Source organism: Achromobacter animicus, assembly GCF_040775605.1.
GTDB classification, from domain to species: Bacteria; Pseudomonadota; Gammaproteobacteria; order Burkholderiales; family Burkholderiaceae_B; genus Achromobacter; species Achromobacter animicus.
The window spans coordinates 2059762-2080725 of sequence record NZ_JAYGJK010000001.1; the positions used below are offsets into that span (position 1 = coordinate 2059762).

General features: G+C 65.8%; 3 protein-coding genes. All 3 read right to left on the minus strand.

Annotated features, from left to right (window positions below; genetic code table 11):
• Nucleotides 1-15 precede the first annotated feature (15 nt).
• Nucleotides 16-1977, minus strand: a complete 1962-nt coding sequence (locus AB3147_RS09280) for a bifunctional diguanylate cyclase/phosphodiesterase (RefSeq protein WP_367351768.1) — start codon at nucleotides 1975-1977, stop codon at nucleotides 16-18.
• Between the two features lie 17 nt (nucleotides 1978-1994).
• On the minus strand, nucleotides 1995-2678 hold the full coding sequence (locus AB3147_RS09285) for a transglutaminase-like cysteine peptidase (RefSeq protein WP_175125003.1): 684 nt from the start codon (nucleotides 2676-2678) through the stop codon (nucleotides 1995-1997).
• A gap of 103 nt (nucleotides 2679-2781) precedes the next feature.
• Nucleotides 2782-20952: a retention module-containing protein gene (locus AB3147_RS09290; RefSeq protein WP_367351769.1), complete on the minus strand. Its 18171-nt coding sequence runs from the start codon at nucleotides 20950-20952 to the stop codon at nucleotides 2782-2784.
• Nucleotides 20953-20964: the final 12 nt, after the last annotated feature.

Here is a 20964-nt window from a genome sequence, read left to right on the forward strand (position 1 = left end):
CGGTATTCCTTCGACTTACAAGGCGCTCGCCGTCTTGACGCCCTGGCCGCGCATGATCTCGATGCCCAGGCCGTGCAGAATGCGCTGCGTCTCCGCGTCCGGCACGTCTTCCGCGTAAACGGCAATTCCCAGCGAACGGGCCGTTTCCAGCACCGACGCCGTCAACTGCTGGCTACCCGGGCTTTGCGACATTCCCCCCACGAATCCCCCACCCAGCTTCACATAGGACAACGGCAGCGTGTGCAATTGCGCCACCGCGCCAAATTGCTGCGCCAGGCGGCGCACGCCGATGTGCGCGCCAAATTCCGCTGCGACACGCGCAAAGGCGGTGATCTGCTCGTGGCATTCCACCAGCCCGTGCGCGTCGATTTCCACGTACAGGCGGCGCGCCAGCGGACGGTTTTCGGTCAGCAGCAGTGCAAGCTGGCGCAGGAACTTCTGGCCGCGCAAAGAGGGCAGCGCCACGCGCACGGCAAGTTCGCCCGAATGGCTGGCCAGCCATTCCAGGCCAAGCCGCACGGATTCCAGATCGCATTCCGCCACCAAGTCCAGCCGCACGGCCGGCGGAATGAAGAGCGTGGCGGGGATCGGTTCCTGGTCGGGCGCGGTGCGCAGCATCAGCATGGCTTCGGTGCGCACGGTGCGCCCATCCAGCGCCAGCAAGGGTTCGGTGGACAGTTCGAACTGCCGGTTCTCCAACGCCGTCTGAATAGCGTCCTTCCAGGCGCGTTCGCCCGCTTCCGACGGCGACTGCATGTCGGTGGCGCCCGCGATCACGACCTGGTCGTTGCCCGCGCTTTCGGCGCGCATCAGGCCAAAGTCAAGGCGGGCCAGCACGGCGCCGGCCTGGCTGCCGTGACCGTAATCGGTCATGGCCTGCGCCCACCGGCAAAGATGGCCCTCACCAACCGGAATGCGCGAGGCATGCAGATCCGCGCGCACCTGCTCGGCCACCATCATGGCCTGCGGCGCCGCGCAGCCGGGCAGCAGCAGCGCAAAGTCCGACCCATTCAGCCGCGCCAGCATGGGGGCGGCGACGTGCATGCGCTTGAGCGTGCCCTGGATGCGTTCGCACGCGGTGCGCAGCCACTGGTCGATGAATTCGCGCGGCATGTGGCGGTTCAGGTCGGCCAGATCGCGCTGGCGGAACACCAGCACGTGCCCGCCGTCGATCCGCGACGTGCCGGCCGCGGGCCGGATTTCCAGCGCACGGCGGAACTCGTTGACGAAGTATTTGCGGTTGGGCAGGCCGGTGACCGGATCCTGGTTCAGCTCCAGTTCCAGCGACTCGATCTTTGCGTTCTGTTCTTCGACGCTGGCATGGATGCGTTCGCGCGTCTGGTTAAGCGCCTGCACTACGCCGGACAACTCCGGCACGCGCGCCTCGACCTGTTCGCCCGGCGCCTCGCGGCCGATGCCGCGGACGTGGTCGCTGATCTCGCGCAGGAGGCGGTTCTTGATCCATCCGACCAGCACGAAGGCAAACATGGCCCACAGGATGCCCGCGCCCACGACCAGCGCGATCATCTTCAGGCTGCTGCGCCACAAGGCTTCCCAGGCGTAGGCGTCGTTGGCGATCAGGGTGACTTCGCCGATCTGCCGCCAGCCGTCGCTGACCGCGTGGCTGGCCGCCTGGCTGTCCAGCGGCGCCAGCGCCTGGAACCACGCCGGCACGGAGGCGGCGGTGGCGGTCGACTTGCGTTCGATCAGGACCTTGCCGTCGGGATCCGTCAGGCGCACCAGCGAGAAGTGCCCCCCGTCGTAAAGCGCCGAGACCAGCAGTTCCTGCACGACCGGATCGTTGTTCGCCGGTTGCGACAGGGACAGGGCCAGGGAGACGGCCGCGTCGGTGCTTTGCACCTGAAGCTGGCCCGACAGGTACTCGCGCGCCGAATTGACGCTGAGCGCCAGCGTCCCCAGCAAAATCACGCTGATGGCGAGGGTCACACTGAGCAGTAGCTGACGAAGTATGGACATAGTCTTGTTTCCGGACATCAGGGGCGGATGCCTTCCCGTTCCATGCGTTGAAGTAGGTCGCGCCAGCGGCTAAGGCGGTCGACGGGCGCGGCCGCCTTGCCGTCCACGTAGACGCCGTCGGCGTTGAAACTGAAAACCGGCGTCAGGTCGCGCCGCTGCGTGGCCGGCAGGATGGTTGAGATCAGGCTGTCCAGCACCAGCGGGACGGCATTCGGGGTTTCGTAATAGCCCAGCACCATGTGGGCCACCTGGCTGCTGCTGGCCGCGCCGCCGATGCGGGCGCGTACGTAGATGAAGCGCAGCTTGTTGGCCGGTACGCCCATCGAGAGCAGGGTGAAATACTTGCCGATGACATAGTCTTCGCAATCGCCGGCGCCTTTGCCCAGCGACTCCAGTGGCGTGGCCCAGTAATCGGCTTGCTTCCAGATGATGGAATCCTCGCCGGAGAGCAGGGCGCGGTTCCAGAAGTCGTTGGCGACGGTGAGACGGTCGCGGTCGGTTGCGGGGGCCGGGCTGCGCAGCAGTTGCAGCCAGTTCGATACGGACTTTGCGCCCTTGGCGCCATAGCGGCTAGCCGACAGGCTTTGCAGCCTGTCGGTGTTGATCTCCAGCGCCGAGCTGCCGCTCCACCCGCAAGCCAGGCATAGCAGCGCCACACGGCACAGAGTCAGCGCGCTACGGTAACGGCGGGTTAAGGGCATGAAACGGATTTTCACATTTTTTCGGGTCGCTTAGACGTGCCCTTGAAAAAATGTGTCGGTCGGGAAGGGAGGGCCGAAGCCGGCCCTCCCGTCAGGTCGATGATCAATGATGATCGACGTTCAGCTTCCCCTTCTGCAGCAGGTCGTTGATGATGGCCTGGTTGCTGACGGCATGACCGTTGACGTCATGGGTGAGATCGACACCCTCCAGCACGATCTTCTGATCGGCACCCTGGCCGATCTGGCCCTTGGTGTTGATCTCGAGAATCGTATTGTTGGAGTTTGCCGGATCCTGCTTGAAGTTGAGGTAGTTGGACAGGTTGCCGTCCTTCTCGCCCACAAGCAGGTCCTTCAGGTCCAGCACATCGCCGCCGTCCGCGGGTTTGGCCAGGGAGAAGTCCTTGATCCGGTCCACGGCAGGGTTGGACGTCGTGCCCTGATCGTTGAACTCCCAGCGGAACGTATCCGAACCGTCGCCACCGATCAGGGTGTCGTTGCCCTTGCCGCCGACCAGCACGTCGTTGCCCTTGCCGCCGTTGAGGGTGTCGTTGCCATCGCCCGCAAGCAGGATCTCGCTCTTGTCGGTGCCCAGCAGCGTGCTACCCGCTTGATAGGCCACCGAAACATTGGCGCTATCGCTAAGGCCATCCGCCGTGTTGATCGTGTACGACGAATTCGCGGTGTCGGCAACGTGTGACGCGCCGGAGTAGTCGACGGTCATGGTGAGCATGTAGTCTTCTTCTCCCGTGCCGCCCCACGCCGATCCGTTGTCGTCGATGTTGACGATATGGATCTCGTAGCTGGCGCCGCTCGTCGTGGCAGGGATGGAGTCGCCACTCTTGAGCACGACGTAGTCGTCAGAGCTTCCGGCCAGGCGATATTCCATCCGGATCCAATTGGGTTGCAGGTTGTGATTCAGCGTCAGAACCTCTCCGGCCAGAAGGGCGAAGGTGATCGAATCCTGGTCATTGCCGCGGGCGGCGCCGACGCTACCGAGATATCCGTCCACCTTGATCTGCGCGCGATTCTGACCAACCTGGGCCAGGTCGGCGCGATTGACCGTCAGGAACTTGTTCGCGTTGTTGGTGCTGCTGGTGCCGTCAAATCCAAGCGTCTTGACCGACGAGGCAGCAAAGTCGCCTCCCTTTTCCTTCCAGCCCGTATTCACCGTCAGCGGTCCTACCGTCAACGCGCCCGTGCCGCGCACGTCATTGGCAAGCAACGATCCGGCCTGAACTGTCAGTTGCGAACTCAGGATGTTGGTGATCACCGTGTCGTTCACGGCATCCGGGTTTTGATGGACCGGCGCCGTGACCGTCAGCGTGAGGCTGGCGCTTGCCGTATCGCCGTCGCCATCCCTGACCGTGTACTGGACGGTGTCGGTGCCGGCGGTTTGCGGCTGGTAGCGGTAATCGCCCAGGTTTTCACCTGCCAGATCGATCGTGAACTTGCCGTGCGACGTCGTCACCGTCAGTTCGGACTTGGCCGAATCGAAGGTGAAGGTCGCGCCGGCGCTGGCCGTAACCTTGTTGGTCGCAACGTCGTAGTTGTACGTCTTGCCGTCGATCACCAGTTGCGTGATGCGCGCACCGGCCAGGTCGGCGCCCAGCGTGCCGCCCGCCGCGATGTCGCCGACGATCGGCGGCGCGATGGTGTCCGAAATCGCCGTATCCAGACCGTTCAGGTCCTTCACGATGATCGTGTTGCTGTCCTGCGGCTTGCTGGGGTTGTAGGACACCGGATCGATGTACGTGCCGGTGGCGGCGGTGCCCAGACCAATACCGTAGGAATTGATCTGGTTGTCCGTGAGGAACTTCTCCCACGTCGCCTGTTGAGCGGCGTAGACGGGACCGTTTTCGGGGTTTCCGTCGGTAAAGAAGTAGGAAATGTTCTGGACAGAGGCGCCTTCCAGCTTGCCCGTGCCAGAGTTGTTCCACGCGGTCATGGCGGCGTTCAGCGCAGCTTCGTAGTTGGTGCCGCCGCCGTAGCTCAAGCCATCGACAAGCGTCTTGGCCTGCGCCAGCGACATCCAGCCGCCTCCCTTCTGGCTTGCCGACGAGTTGAACTCCAGAATCATGACGCGCACGTCGCCGGACTCGCCGTACTGGTCGAGCAGCTTGCCGACCGAGGACTTCAGCACCTCCAGACGCGAGAGCTCGCGTTTGCCGCTGTAGACGCCGCTGCCGAAGTTCATGCTGCCGGACGTATCCAGCGTCAGCATGATGTTGGTGCCTCGTGACGACAGCGCGGCGCCGTCGGCGATCGGAACCAGCGTCGGCGCCGTGTCGGTGACCAACACGCCCAGGTCGCCCGTGGCCTTGCCGCCGAACTTGTCTTCGACCGTGACGGTGAAGTGGTCCTGGACGTTGGTGTCGTCGCCGGTGTGTTGCTGCGCGCCGCTGGTCTGGTACGTGTAGGTCACCTTGCCGGTGGCCGCGTCGTAGCCGGTGAGCGTCAGCGTGCCCTTGCTGGTGGTCAGCGTGAGCGGGTTGCTCGACAGGCCCGCCAGGCGGTCCAGGGTCAGCGTGGCATCGGCGTTGCCGGTGCCGTCGATCGAGATCGACTTCAGTCCGGCTGCAGCGGTGATCACGAAGGAACCGCTACCGGTGGCCTGCGCTTCGGACACGCTCAGGACGCCAGGGGCGCCGGCGTTGGTATCTTCGATCGTCAGGGTCGGTCCCGTCGGCTCGACACCACCGACCTGGAATTGGCCGTTGGCATAGTCGCCGTCCGCGTCCGTCACCTGGTACGTGAAGTCGATCAGCTTGTTGGCCGTGCCGTTCATGGGCTGGTACTGATAGAACTCCCACTTGCCGGTGGCCGGCGTCAGACGGATCTCGAACACCAGATTGCCGGACGCATCCAGACCCTGGATCAGGTTGCCGTTCGAAGCCACATTGGTCTTGATTGCGCCGCCATCACGCGTCGTCAGGCCGCTTTCCACGCCCGTCAGCTTCAGCGTGCCGGGGCCGTCAGCGCCGTACGCAAACTGCAGGTTGCCGTCGGCGTAGGCAATGGCATGGACATCCTGGCTGCCCAGGAACGTCACGCCAGTGACCGTGAAGTCGCTGTTGTCGCTGGACGAATTCTTGTGGTTGTCCGTGGCGGACACCACAATCGTGTCGAAACCGCCTTCCTCGACCCGGAAGTTCGCCGCGTAGTCGCCGCCGCTCTTGTCGGAGGTGAAGGTGCGTTCGGCGATCAACACGCCATCGCGATAGAAACGTGCAACGCCGCTTTCCACTTCGCCACCGTACATGGCGGCAAAGTCGATGGTTGCGCCGTAGGCGATCTTTCCGCCGGTGAGGCGGATCGTCAGTTCTTCCGACGCGCCTTTGCCGTTCAGTTCGCGGTAGTCCACCTCGTTCGCAATGTTGTGATACGGGGAACCCGTGCTCGCCACACCCAGCCCAGCGGTGCTCTGGTTGACCTTGGCGTCGATGAGCGTCAGGTCGTTGCTCGAGGTGAATCCCTTGGCCGAGACTTCCACCGCGCCGTTGCCGAACGTGAACTTCCATTGGCTGTCGCTGCTGGAGCTGCCCGCAAACGACACCTTGCCGGTGTAGACGTCCGGAATGCCGGCGGATTCGACGTTGACGGGCGCGTTCTGCTGCACGACAGGCGAATCGTCTTCGATCGTCACGTTCAGGTTGGTAGTGACCGGTGCATTGACGCCGTCAGCAACCTTGACGGTCACGGACAGGCTGACCGTGTCTTCCCGCGTCGTGTCAGGATGGTCCACCGGTGCCAACATCTGCACCGTGTAGGCGCCAGCGTTGTCGATCTTGATGATGATCGCGTCGGTGGAGCCGGCGCGGCCGGTCAGGGTATGACCATTGTCGGACAGGGTCCAAACAATTGGTACGCCGTCGGAGACGAGGCTGCCATTGGCCGGCGCCACCAGCGTGATTGTGTAGGCAGCTCCGCTGTTGTCGTCGGAGATGCTCAACTGGCCATTGGCCTTCGCCGAGTCGGTCGTGTCGGACGTGCCATTGCCGTCCTTGATGCCACCGGTCAAGCCTTCCTCGGACACCGCGACGGATGCGTTGCCAACGACAGGCGGCTTGTTGATATCCACGATGGCAGCGTTGCCGCTGTCCGAGATGCCGGCCGGCAGGGCCGTGCCGCTTGCGGTCTGACCGGAGAGCGTGGCGTTCAGAACCATGCTCTCGGTGCCTTCGTAGACGCCGTCCGCGGTCGTGGGCACTTGGACCACAATGCCACCGGTGGTGCCGGACGGAACCTTGACGCTGTACGAGCCGTCCGCGTTGGCCGTTACCGCCACCGACACGCCGCCGATCATCACGACGGGCTTGCCGTAGTCGGCTGCGGTGACCTGGCCTCCTAACGTGAAGGTGAGGGTGGTTTCGGCATCGACCGGCTTGCTCAGGGCGACGTTGAAGCTCGCCGTGTTGCCTTCCGTCACGTTGCCCGCGTCGGAGACATTGAGCGACGGCACATCGGCGCCCGGACCGCGGTCGTCAACGATGACGGCGCTGCCGGAATCCGTGATGTTGCCAGGCAGGGCGGCGCCGCTGGCGGTGTTGCCCGACAGCGTGGCGTCCAGCGTCAGTTGCTCGCGGCCTTCAAAGATGGTGTCGTTGATGGTCGGAACCGTGACGACGATGCCGCTGGTGGTGCCGGCAGGCACATTGATGCTGAAGGAGCCATCGGCGTTGGCCGTGACCGTGACGGTCTTGCCACCGATGGTGACCGTGGGCGTGCCGATGTCGCCGGTTTCGATCTCGCCACCGAGCTTGAAGGTGAGCTTGGTGTCGGCATCGACGGCCTTGGTCAGGGCCACGTTGAAGACGGCGCTGCTGCCTTCGTTGACGTCGCCTGCGTCGGACACGTTCAGGGCCGGCACATCGGCGCCCGGGCCGCGGTCGTCAACGATGACGGCGCTGCCCGAGTCGGTGATGTTGCCGGGCAGGGCGACGCCGCTGGCGGTGTTGCCCGAGAGCGTGGCGTCCAGCGTCAGCTGTTCGCGGCCTTCGAAGACCGCGTCGTCGGTGGTCGGGACGGTGACGACGATGCCGCCGGTCGTGCCAGCCGGCACGGTGACGCTGTAGGAACCATCGGAGTTCGCCGTGACGGTCACGGCCTTGCCGCCGATCATGACGGTGGGCGTGCCGATGTCGCCGGTTTCGATCTCGCCACCAAGCTTGAAGGTGAGCTTGGTGTCGGCATCGACGGCCTTGGTCAGGGCCACGTTGAAGACGGCGTTACTGCCTTCGTTGACGTTGCCGGGATCCGAGACGGTCAGGGCCGGCACATCGGCGCCCGGGTTCGGGTTGGACGGATCGGTGCTGTTGGTATCGACAATCGTGGCGCTGCCCGAGTCGGTGATGTTGCCCGGCAGGGCGACACCGCTGGCGGTATTGCCCGAGAGCGTGGCGTCCAGCGTTAGCTGTTCGCGGCCTTCGAAGACCGAGTCGTCGGTGGTCGGAACCGTGACGACGATGCCGCCCGTGGTGCCAGCCGGCACGGTGACGCTGTAGGAGCCATCAGCGTTGGTCGTGACCGCGACGGTCTTGCCACTGATGGTGACCGTGGGCGTGCCGATGTCGCCGGTTTCGATCTCGCCACCGAGCTTGAAGGTGAGCTTGGTGTCGGCATCGACGGCCTTGGTCAGGGCCACGTTGAAGACGGCGTTGCTGCCTTCGTTGACGTTGCCGGGATCCGAGACGGTCAGGGCCGGGATATCGGCACCCGGACCGCGGTCGTCAACGATGACGGCGCTGCCGGAGTCGGTGATGTTGCCCGGCAGGGCGACACCGCTGGCGGTGTTGCCCGAGAGCGTAGCGTCCAGCGTCAGCTGTTCACGGCCTTCGAACACCGAGTCGTCGGTGGTCGGAACCGTGACGACGATGCCGCCCGTGGTGCCAGCCGGCACGGTGATGCTGAAGGTGCCATCGGCGTTGGCCGTGACGGTGGCAGTCTTGCCGCCGATCGTGACGGTGGGCGTGCCGATGTCACCGTTTTCGATCTCGCCACCCAGCTTGAAGGTCAGCTTGGTGTCGGCGTCAACCGCCTTGGACAGCGCGACATTGAAGACGGCGTTGCCGCCCTCATTCACATCGCCCGCATCCGAGACGGTCAGGGCCGGCACATCGGCGCCCGGGTTCGGGTTGGACGGATCGGTGCTGTTGGTATCGACAATCGTGGCGCTGCCCGAATCGGTGATATTGCCCGGCAGCGCGACGCCGCTGGCGGAGTTGCCCGAGAGCGTGGCGTCCAGCGTCAGTTGTTCACGGCCTTCGAAGACGGCGTCGTCGGTGGTCGGAACGGTAACTACGATGCCACCGGTCGTGCCAGCCGGCACGGTGACGCTGAAGGAGCCATCGGCGTTGGCCGTGACGGTGACGGCCTTGCCGCCGATCATGACCGTGGGAGTGCCCACGTCGCCGGCTTCGATCTGACCGCCCAGCGTGAACGTCAGGGTGGTATTGGCATCGACCGGCTTGGTCAGCGCGACATTGAAGACGGCGCTGCTGCCTTCGTTGACATCGCCCGCATCAGAAACGGTGAGGGCGGGCACGTCGGCGCCCGGACCGCGGTCATCCACAATGACGGCGCTGCCGGAGTCAGTGATGTTGCCAGGCAGGGCGACACCGCTGGCGGAATTGCCCGAGAGCGTGGCGTCCAGCGTCAGCTGTTCACGGCCTTCGAACACCGAGTCGTCGGTGGTCGGGACGGTGACAACGATGCCGCCGGTCGTGCCAGCAGGCACCGTGATGCTGAAGGAGCCATCGGTATTGGCCGTGACGGTGGCAGGTTTGCCGCCGATCATGACGGTGGGAACACCCACGTCGCCGGCTTCGATCTGACCACCGAGCTTGAAGGTGAGCGTAGTGTCGGCATCTACGGCCTTGGTCAGGGCCACGTTGAAGACGGCGTTGCTGCCTTCATTGACGTCGCCTGCGTCCGAGACAGTCAGGGCCGGGACATCGGCGCCCGGGTTCGGGTTGGACGGATCGGTGCTTTCGGTATCGACAATCGTCGCGCTACCGGAATCGGTGATGTTGCCCGGCAGGGCGACGCCGCTGGCGGTATTGCCGGTCAGCGTGGCGTCCAGCGTCAGCTGTTCACGGCCTTCGAACACCGAGTCATCGGTGGTCGGAACCGTGACGACGATGCCGCCCGTGGTGCCAGCAGGCACGGTGACGCTGAAAGTGCCATCGGCGTTGGCCGTGACCGGGGCGGGCTTGCCGCCGATCATGACGGTGGGGGTACCCACGTCGCCGGCTTCGATTTCGCCACCGAGCTTGAAGGTGAGCGTGGTGTCGGCATCGACGGCCTTGGTCAGGGCCACGTTGAAGACGGCGTTGCTGCCTTCGTTGACGTCGCCGGCATCCGAGACGGTGAGCGCGGGCACGTCAGCGCCGGGGTTCGGGTTCGACGGATCGGTGCTGTCGGTATCGACGATCGTGGCGCTGCCCGAGTCGGTGATGTTGCCCGGCAAGGCGACGCCGCTGGCGGTAGTGCCCGAGAGCGTGGCGTCCAGCGTCAGTTGTTCGCGGCCTTCAAAGACGGTGTCGTCGGTGGTCGGGACGGTGACGACGATGCCGCCGGTGGTGCCCGCCGGCACGGTGACGCTGTACGAGCCATCGGCGTTCGCCGTGACCGTGACGGCCTTGCCGCCGATCATGACCGTGGGGGTGCCCACGTCGCCGGCTTCGATCTGACCGCCCAGCGTGAACGTCAGCGTCGTGTTGGCATCAATCGGCTTGGTCAGCGCGACGTTGAAGACCGCATTGCTGCCTTCGTTGACATCGCCTGCGTCCGAGACGGTCAGGCCCGGCACGTCGGCGCCCGGACCGCGGTCGTCAACGATGACGGCGCTGCCCGAGTCGGTGATGTTGCCGGGCAGGGCAACGCCGCTGGCGGTATTGCCGGACAGCGTGGCTTCCAGCGTGAGTTGCTCGCGGCCTTCGAAGACCGAGTCGTCCGTGGTCGGGACCGTGACAACGATGCCACCGGTGGTACCCGCCGGCACCGTAACGCTGTATGTGCCGTCCGGATTGGTCGTGACGGTGGCGGGCTTGCCGCCGATCATGACGGTGGGCGCACCCACGTCACCCGCTTCGATCTGGCCGCCCAGCGTGAACGTCAGGGTGGTGTCGGCGTCAACGGCCTTGGACAGGGCCACGTTGAAGACGGCGTCGTTGCCTTCATCGACGTCGCCGGCATCCGAGACGGTCAGGGCCGGGACATCGGCGCCCGGGTTCGGGTTCGACGGGTCGGTGCTTTCGGTATCGACGATCGTCGCGCTACCGGAGTCGGTGATGTTGCCCGGCAAGGCGACGCCGCTGGCGGAGTTGCCCGTCAGCGTGGCATCCAGCGTCAGCTGTTCGCGGCCTTCAAAGACGGTGTCGTCAGTGGTCGGAACCGTGACGACGATGCCACCGGTGGTGCCAGCCGGCACGGTGACGCTGAAAGTGCCATCGGCGTTGGCCGTGATGGTGGCAGGCTTGCCGCCGATCATGACCGTGGGAGCACCCACGTCACCGGCTTCAATTTCGCCACCAAGCTTGAAGGTGAGCGTGGTGTCGGCGTCGACGGCCTTGGTCAGCGCGACATTGAAGACGGCATTGCTGCCTTCGTTGACGTCGCCCGCATCCGAGACGGTCAGGGCCGGCACGTCCGCGCCCGGGTTCGGGTTGGACGGATCGGTGCTTTCGGTATCGACGATCGTGGCGCTGCCGGAGTCGGTAATGTTGCCAGGCAAGGCGACGCCGCTGGCGGAGTTGCCCGTCAGCGTGGCGTCCAGCGTCAGCTGTTCGCGGCCTTCAAAGACGGTGTCGTCGGTGGTCGGAACCGTGACGACGATGCCGCCCGTGGTGCCAGCCGGCACGGTGACGCTGAAAGTGCCATCGGCGTTGGCCGTGACCGTGGCAGGCTTGCCGCCGATCATGACCGTGGGGGTTCCCACATCGCCGGCTTCGATTTCGCCACCGAGCTTGAAGGTGAGCGTGGTGTCAGCGTCGACGGCCTTGGTCAGCGCGACATTGAAGACGGCGTTGCTGCCTTCGTTGACGTCGCCCGCATCCGAAACGGTGAGCGCCGGCACGTCGGCGCCCGGGTTCGGGTTTGACGGGTCGGTACTTTCGGTATCGACGATCGTGGCGCTGCCCGAGTCGGTGATGTTGCCCGGCAGAGCGATACCGCTGGCCGAGTTGCCGGTCAGCGTCGCGTCCAGCGTCAGTTGTTCGCGGCCTTCGAACACCGAATCATCGGTGGTCGGGACCGTGACGACGATGCCACCAGTGGTGCCAGCCGGCACGGTGACGCTGTAGGAGCCATCGGCATTCGCGGTCACGACGGCAGGCTTGCCACCGATCATGACGGTGGGGGCACCCACGTCGCCCGCTTCAATCTGACCACCCAGCGTGAACGTGAGGGTGGTGTCGGCGTCAACCGGCTTGGACAGGGCCACGTTGAAGACGGCGTCGTTGCCTTCGTTGACGTTGCCGGCGTCCGAGACGCTCAGGGAAGGCACGTCGGCGCCCGAGCCATGGTCGTCAACGATGACGGCGCTGCCGGAGTCAGTGATGTTGCCAGGCAAAGCGATGCCGCTGGCCGAACTGCCGGTCAGCGTGGCGTCCAGCGTCAGTTGTTCGCGGCCTTCAAAGACGGTGTCGTCAGTCGTCGGGACCGTGACGACGATGCCACCGGTGGTGCCAGCCGGCACGGTGATGCTGTAGGAGCCATCGGCGTTGGCGGTCACGACGGCAGGCTTTCCACCGATCATGACGGTGGGGGCACCCACGTCGCCCGCTTCAATCTGACCACCCAGCGTGAACGTCAGGGTAGTGTCGGCGTCGACGGGCTTGGACAGCGCAACGTTGAAGACGGCGTCGTTGCCTTCGTTGACGTCGCCGGCGTCCGAGACGCTCAGGGACGGTACATCCGCGCCCGAACCATGATCGTCAACGATGACGGCGCTGCCGGAGTCGGTGATGTTGCCCGGCAGCGCGATGCCGCTGGCCGAGCTGCCGGTCAGCGTGGCGTCCAGGGTCAGTTGTTCACGGCCTTCAAACACCGAATCATCGGTGGTTGGGACGGTGACAACGATGCCGCCGGTCGTGCCGGCAGGAACCGTAACGCTGTACGTACCGTCCGGATTGGCCGTGACCGTGGCAGGCTTGCCACCGATCATGACGGTGGGGCTGCCCACGTCGCCCGCTTCAATCTGACCACCCAGCGTGAACGTGAGGGTGGTGTCGGCGTCAACCGGCTTGGACAGGGCCACGTTGAAGACGGCGTTGTTGCCTTCGTTGACGTCGCCGGCGTCCGAGACGCTCAGGGACGGTGCATCCGCGCCCGAACCATGATCGTCAACGATGACGGCGCTGCCGGAGTCGGTGATGTTGCCAGGCAGGGCGATGCCGCTGGCCGAGCTGCCCGACAGCGTAGCTTCCAGCGTGAGCTGCTCGCGGCCTTCGAAGACCGAGTCGTCCGTGGTCGGGACCGTGACAACGATACCGCCGGTCGTACCGGCAGGAACCGTAACGCTGTACGTACCGTCCGGATTGGCCGTGACCGTGGCAGGCTTGCCACCGATCATGACGGTGGGGGTGCCCACGTCGCCCGCTTCAATCTGACCACCCAGCGTGAACGTCAGCGTGGTGTCGGCGTCAACCGGCTTGGACAGGGCCACGTTGAAGACGGCGTCGTTGCCCTCGTTGACGTCGCCGGCGTCCGAGACGCTCAGGGAAGGCACGTCGGCGCCCGAGCCATGGTCGTCAACGATGACGGCGCTGCCGGAGTCGGAGATGTTGCCAGGCAAAGCGATGCCGCTGGCCGAGTTGCCGGTCAGCGTGGCGTCGAGCGTCAGTTGTTCACGGCCTTCGAAGACCGAGTCGTCGGTGGTCGGAACCGTGACAACGATGCCACCGGTGGTGCCGGCAGGCACGGTGACGCTGTAGGAGCCATCGGCGTTAACCGTGACGACGGCAGGCTTGCCACCGATCACGACGGTGGGGGCACCCACGTCGCCCGCTTCAATCTGACCACCCAGCGTGAACGTCAGGGTGGTGTCGGCATCAACCGGCTTGGACAGGGCGACATTGAAAACAGCGTCGTTGCCTTCGTTGACGTCGCCGGCGTCCGAGACGCTCAGGGACGGCACGTCGGCGCCCGAGCCATGGTCGTCAACGATGACGGCGCTACCGGAATCGGTAATGTTGCCAGGCAGGGCAACGCCGCTGACGGTATTGCCCGACAGCGTGGCTTCCAGCGTGAGTTGTTCGCGGCCTTCGAAGACCGAGTCGTCGGTGGTCGGGACCGTGACAACGATGCCACCGGTGGTACCCGCCGGCACGGTGACGCTGTACGTACCGTCCGGATTGGCCGTGACCGTGGCGGGCTTGCCGCCGATCATGACGGTGGGGGTGCCGACGTCGCCGGCTTCGATCTGGCCGCTCAGCGTGAACGTCAGGGTGGTGTCGGCGTCAACGGCCTTGGACAGCGCAACGTTGAAGACCGCGTCGCTGCCTTCGTTGACATCGCCCGCGTCGGAGACGGACAGGGCCGGCACGTCGGCGCCCGGGTTCGGGTTCGACGGATCGGTGCTGTCGGTGTCGACAATGGTGGCGCTACCGGAGTCGGTGATGTTGCCCGGCAGGGCGATTCCGCTGGCCGAGCTGCCGGTCAGCGTGGCATCCAGCGTCAGCTGTTCGCGCCCTTCGAACACGGAGTCGTCGGAGGTCGGGACCGTGACAACGATGCCGCCGGTGGTGCCGGCAGGAACGGTGACGCTGTACGTACCGTCCGGATTGGCCGTGACCGTGGCAGGCTTGCCACCGATCATGACGGTGGGCGTGCCGACGTCGCCCGCTTCGATCTGACCGCCCAGCGTGAACGTCAGCGTGGTGTCGGCGTCGACGGGCTTGGACAGTGCGACGTTGAAGACGGCGTCGCTGCCTTCGTTGACGTCGCCGGCGTCGGAGACGCTCAAGGACGGCACATCCGCGCCCGAACCGTGGTCGTCAACGATGACGGCGCTGCCGGAGTCGGTGATGTTGCCCGGCAGGGCGATGCCGCTGGCCGAGCTGCCGGTCAGTGTGGCATCCAGCGTCAACTGTTCGCGGCCTTCAAACACCGAGTCGTCGGTGGTCGGGACGGTGACGACGATACCGCCGGTCGTGCCGGCCGGCACCGTGATGCTGTAGGAGCCATCGGCATTCGCGGTCACGACGGCAGGCTTGCCGCCGATCATGACGGTGGGCGTGCCCACGTCGCCGGCTTCGATCTGGCCGCCCAGCGTGAACGTCAGCGTGGTGTCGGCATCAACCGGCTTGGATAGGGCGACGTTGAAGACAGCGTCGTTGCCTTCGTTGACGTCGCCGGCGTCGGAGACGGACAAGGACGGCACATCCGCGCCCGAGCCATGATCGTCAACGATGACGGCGCTGCCGGAGTCGGTGATGTTGCCAGGCAGGGCGATGCCGCTGGCCGAGCTGCCGGTCAGCGTGGCATCCAGCGTCAGCTGTTCACGGCCTTCGAAGACCGAGTCGTCGGTGGTCGGAACCGTGACGACGATGCCGCCGGTCGTACCGGCAGGCACGGTGACGCTGTAGGAGCCATCGGCGTTGGCCGTGACGGTGGCGGGCTTGCCGCCAATCATCACGGTGGGGGTGCCGACGTCGCCGGCTTCGATCTGACCGCCCAGCGTGAACGTCAGGGTGGTGTCGGCATCGACAGCCTTGGTCAGCGCAACGTTGAAGACGGCGTCGCTGCCTTCGTTGACATCGCCCGCATCCGAGACGGTCAGGGCCGGCACATCCGCGCCAGAGCCATGATCGTCAACGATGACGGCGCTGCCGGAGTCGGTGATGTTGCCGGGCAGCGCGACGCCGCTGGCGGTATTGCCGGACAGCGTGGCTTCCAGCGTGAGTTGCTCGCGGCCTTCAAAGACCGAGTCGTCCGTGGTCGGGACCGTAACCACGATGCCGCCGGTGGTGCCAGCCGGCACGGTGATGCTGAAAGTGCCATCGGCGTTGGCCGTGACGGGGGCGGGCTTGCCGCCAATCATGACGGTGGGCGTGCCCACGTCGCCGGCTTCGATCTGGCCGCCCAGCTTGAAGGTGAGCGTGGTGTCGGCATCGACCGGCTTGGACAGCGCAACGTTGAAGGTGGCGTCGTTGCCTTCGTTGACATCGCCCGCATCCGAGACGGACAGGGCCGGCACGTCGGCGCCCGGGTTGGGGTTCGACGGATCGGTGCTGTCGGTATCGACAATGGTGGCGCTACCGGAATCGGTGATGTTGCCCGGCAGCGCGATACCGCTGGCGGAGCTGCCGGTCAGCGTGGCGTCCAGCGTCAGCTGTTCGCGGCCTTCGAACACCGCGTCATCGGTGGTCGGAACCGTGACAACGATGCCGCCGGTCGTACCGGCAGGCACGGTGACGCTGTAGGAGCCATCGGCGTTAACCGTGACGACGGCAGGCTTGCCACCGATCATGACGGCGGGGGCACCCACGTCGCCCGCTTCAATCTGACCACCCAGCGTGAACGTCAGGGTGGTGTCGGCATCAACCGGCTTGGACAGGGCGACGTTGAAGGTGGCGTTGCTGCCTTCGTTGACGTCGCCGGCGTCGGAGACGCTCAAGGACGGCACATCCGCACCCGAACCGTGATCGTCAACGATGACGGCGCTGCCGGAGTCAGTGATGTTGCCTGGCAGGGCGATGCCGCTGGCCGAGCTGCCGGTCAGCGTGGCGTCGAGGGTCAGTTGCTCACGGCCTTCGAACACCGAATCATCGGTGGTCGGGACGGTGACGACGATGCCGCCGGTTGTACCAGCCGGCACTGTAATGCTGTACGAGCCATCGGCATTCGCGGTCACGACGGCAGACTTGCCGCCGATCATGACGGTCGGCGTACCCACGTCGCCGGCTTCGATTTGGCCACCCAGCGTGAACGTCAGCGTGGTGTCGGCGTCGACGGGCTTGGACAGCGCGACGTTGAAGACGGCGTCGTTGCCTTCGTTGACATCGCCGGCGTCCGAGACGCTCAGGGACGGCACGTCGGCGCCCGTACCGTGATCGTCAACGATGACGGCGCTGCCCGAGTCGGTGATGTTGCCGGGCAGGGCAACGCCGCTGGCGGTATTGCCGGACAGCGTGGCTTCCAGCGTGAGTTGCTCGCGGCCTTCGAAGACCGAGTCGTCGGTGGTCGGGACCGTGACAACGATGCCACCGGTGGTACCCGCCGGCACCGTAACGCTGTACGTGCCGTCCGGATTGGTCGTGACGGTGGCGGGCTTGCCGCCGATCATGACGGTGGGCGCACCCACGTCACCCGCTTCGATCTGGCCGCCCAGCGTGAACGTCAGGGTGGTGTCGGCATCCACCGGCTTGGACAGCGCGACGTTGAAGACGGCGTTGTCGCCTTCGTTGACGTCGCCGGCATCCGAGACGGACACGGCCGGCACGTCAGCGCCCGGATTCGGGTTGGACGGGTCGGTGCTTTCGGTATCGACAATCGTGGCGCTGCCGGAATCCGTGATGTTGCCAGGCAGGGCGACGCCGCTGGCGGTATTACCCGAGAGCGTGGCGTCCAGCGTCAGCTGTTCACGGCCTTCGAAGACAGAGTCATCCGTGGTCGGCACCGTGACCACGATGCCGCCGGTCGTGCCGGCAGGCACCGTAACGCTGAACGTGCCGTCCGGATTGGCCGTGACGGTGGAGGGCTTGCCGCCGATCATGACGGTGGGAACGCCCACGTCGCCGGCTTCAATCTGGCCGCCCAGCGTGAATGTCAGCGTGGTGTCGGCGTCGACCGGCTTGGTCAGCGCGACATTGAAGACGGCGTCGCTGCCTTCGTTGACGTCGCCGGCATCCGAGACGGAGAGCGCCGGCACATCGGCGCCCGGGTTCGGGTTCGACGGGTCCGTGCTTTCGGTGTCCACAATGGTGGCGCTACCGGAATCGGTGATGTTGCCCGGCAGTGCGACGCCGCTGGCCGAGTTGCCGGTCAGCGTGGCATCCAGCGTCAGCTGTTCGCGGCCTTCGAACACCGCGTCGTCGGTGGTCGGAACGGTGACGACGATGCCGCCAGTCGTACCAGCCGGCACGGTGATGCTATAGGAGCCATCGGCATTGGCAGTCACGACGGCGGGTTTGCCACCGATCATGACGGTGGGGACACCGATGTCGCCGGCTTCGATTTGCCCGCCCAGCGTGAACGTCAGCGTGGTATCGGCGTCGACGGCCTTGGTCAGCGCGACATTGAAGACCGCGTTGCTGCCTTCGTTGACGTCGCCGGCGTCCGAGACGGTGAGGGCCGGCACATCGGCGCCTTCGCCCTGGTTGTCAACGATGACGGCGCTGCCGGAGTCGGTGATGTTGCCAGGCAGGGCGACGCCGCTGGCGGTATTGCCCGAAAGGGTGGCGTCCAGCGTCAGCTGTTCACGGCCTTCGAAGACCGAGTCGTCGGTGGTCGGGACGGTGACGACGATGCCGCCGGTGGTGCCGGCAGGAACGGTCACGCTGTACGTGCCGTCAGGATTGGCCGTGACGGTGGCGGGCTTGCCGCCGATCATGACGGTGGGGGTGCCGACGTCGCCGGCTTCAATCTGACCGCCCAACGTGAACGTCAGGGTGGTGTCGGCATCAACCGGCTTGGTCAGCGCGACATTGAAGACCGCATCGCTGCCTTCATTGACGTCGCCGGCATCCGAAACGGTGAGCGCAGGCACGTCGGCGCCCGGGTTCGGGTTGGACGGGTCGGTGCTTTCGGTATCGACAATCGTGGCGCTACCGGAGTCGGTGATGTTGCCCGGCAGCGCAACGCCGCTGGCGGTATTGCCCGAGAGCGTGGCGTCCAGCGTCAGCTGTTCACGGCCTTCGAAGACCGAGTCGTCGGTGGTCGGGACGGTGACGACGATGCCGCCGGTCGTGCCAGCCGGCACGGTAATGCTGTAGGAGCCATCGGCGTTGGCCGTGACCGTGACGGGCTTGCCGCCAATCATGACGGTCGGGGTGCCGACGTCGCCGGCTTCGATCTGACCGCCCAGCGTGAACGTCAGGGTGGTGTCGGCATCGACCGGCTTGGTCAGCGCGACGTTGAAGACAGCGTCGCTGCCTTCGTTGACATCGCCCGCGTCGGAGACGGACAGGGCCGGCACGTCGGCGCCCGGATTCGGGTTCGACGGGTCGGTGCCTTCGGTATCGACGATCGTGGCGCTACCGGAGTCGGTGATGTTGCCCGGCAATGCGACGCCGCTGGCGGTATTGCCCGAGAGCGTGGCGTCCAACGTCAGCTGTTCGCGGCCTTCGAACACCGAATCGTCGGTGGTCGGCACCGTGACGACGATGCCGCCGGTCGTGCCAGCCGGCACGGTGATGCTGTAGGTGCCATCGGCATTGGCCGTGACCGCGACGGGCTGGCCGCCGATCATGACGGTGGGGGTGCCGATGTCGCCGGCTTCGATCTGACCGCCCAGCTTGAACGTCAGGGTGGTGTCCGCATCGACCGGCTTGGTCAGCGCGACATTGAAGACCGCGTTGCTGCCTTCGTTGACATCGCCTGCGTCGGCTACGGTGAGGCTCGGCACGTCGGCGCCAGGACCGCGGTCGTCCACGATGACGGCGCTGCCCGAATCGGTGATGTTGCCCGGCAGCGCGACGCCGCTGGCGGTATTGCCCGAAAGCGTGGCGTTCAGGGTCAGTTGCTCACGGCCTTCGAACACCGAATCGTCAGTGGTCGGCACGGTGACGACGATGCCGCCGGTCGTGCCAGCCGGCACGGTGACGCTGAAGGAGCCGTCGGCGTTGGCCGTGACGGTGGCAGGCCGGCCGCCGATCATGACGGTGGGGGTGCCCACGTCGCCGGCTTCAATCTGACCGCCCAGCGTGAACGTCAGGGTGGTGTCGGCGTCGACCGACTTGGTCAGGGCGACGTTGAAGACGGCGTCGCTGCCTTCGTTGACTTCGCCCGCGTCCGAGACGGTCAGGGCCGGCACGTCGGCGCCCGGGTTCGGGTTGGTCGGGTCGGTGCTGTCGGTATCGACAATCGTGGCGTTGCCGGTGTCGGAGATGCCGGCGGGCAGCTGGGCGCCGTTGGCGGCCTGGCCGCTGAGCGTGGCCTCCAGCGTCAGGGTCTCGCGGCCCTCGAAAGTGTTGTCGTCGGTCGTGGGCAAGGTCACCACGATGCCGTTCGTGACGCCGGCGGGCAGCTTGAAGCTGTACGTGCCGTCTGCATTGGCAGTCACGGCCACGGCCACGCCGCCGATGGTGACGACAGGCACGCCGACATCCTGGGCTTCGACCTGACCACCGACCTTGAGCGTGATGGTCGTTTCACGGTCCAGATCGACCGTGTTGCCCAAGGTGATGTTGAACGTGGCGTTGCCGCCTTCGTTGATGACGCCGGCATCCGACACGGCGATCGTGGGCACGTCGAGCACGCCGACGATGGTGACGGCGACCGTTGCGGTCGAGGTGGCGCCCGACGGGTCGGTAATTGTGTAGGAAATGGTCGAGGTCGCGGTTTCGCCTTCGCCCAGGCCCTTGTATTCGCCGTTGGGATTGAAAACGTACGATCCGTCAGGAAATACCGTGAACGACCCGCCGTTCGAGCCGGGCACGGTCAGTCCGGCGCCGGTCATCGGACGGCCGTTGACGGATACCAGCGTCAGTGCGTCGCCATCGGCGTCCGCGTCGTTCGAGAGCAGGTTCCCGCGGATCGAATCGTCTTGGCGCGTGGAGACGGCGTCGTTCAGGGCATTCGGGGGCGTGTTGCCCGGAACCGGTGCGGCGGCGTCGCCGTCATCGCCGGTCAGGGCAGCGCCCGACACGCGCGGCAGCGTGTCGTCGCCACGCGCCGGGTTCGGGTAGGCCAGGTCCAGCGGGCTGGTGGTTTCCAGGATGCGGGCCAGGCGGACGAAGCTGCTGCCGCCGGCTTCGCCGCCGCCGGCCACGACCGCGGCCGTGGGATCCAACTCGTCGAACGGGTCGCGGCCGGCTTGCAGGGCGGCCAGCAGGCGATCGGAATCGGTGCCCGAGGGCGGCGCGACGGCGGCTTCCGTCGGATCGGCCAGCGGGCCGGTCATGTCGCCGTTGACGGCGACTTCGCGGCCTTCGCCGATCACGATCGGCATGCCGTTTTCAACCTGAAGCGAAACCGTGGCGCCCGAGGCAGTGACGATGTCGCTGCCGGCCGGGACTTTGCTGCCTTGATGCAGTTCGGTCAGGGAACCGTCGCTATTGCGTATCCACGCGCGACCGGAGATTTCGTTGACGACTGCGGGGGAGGAGTTGGCCATGTTGGTTCCGTT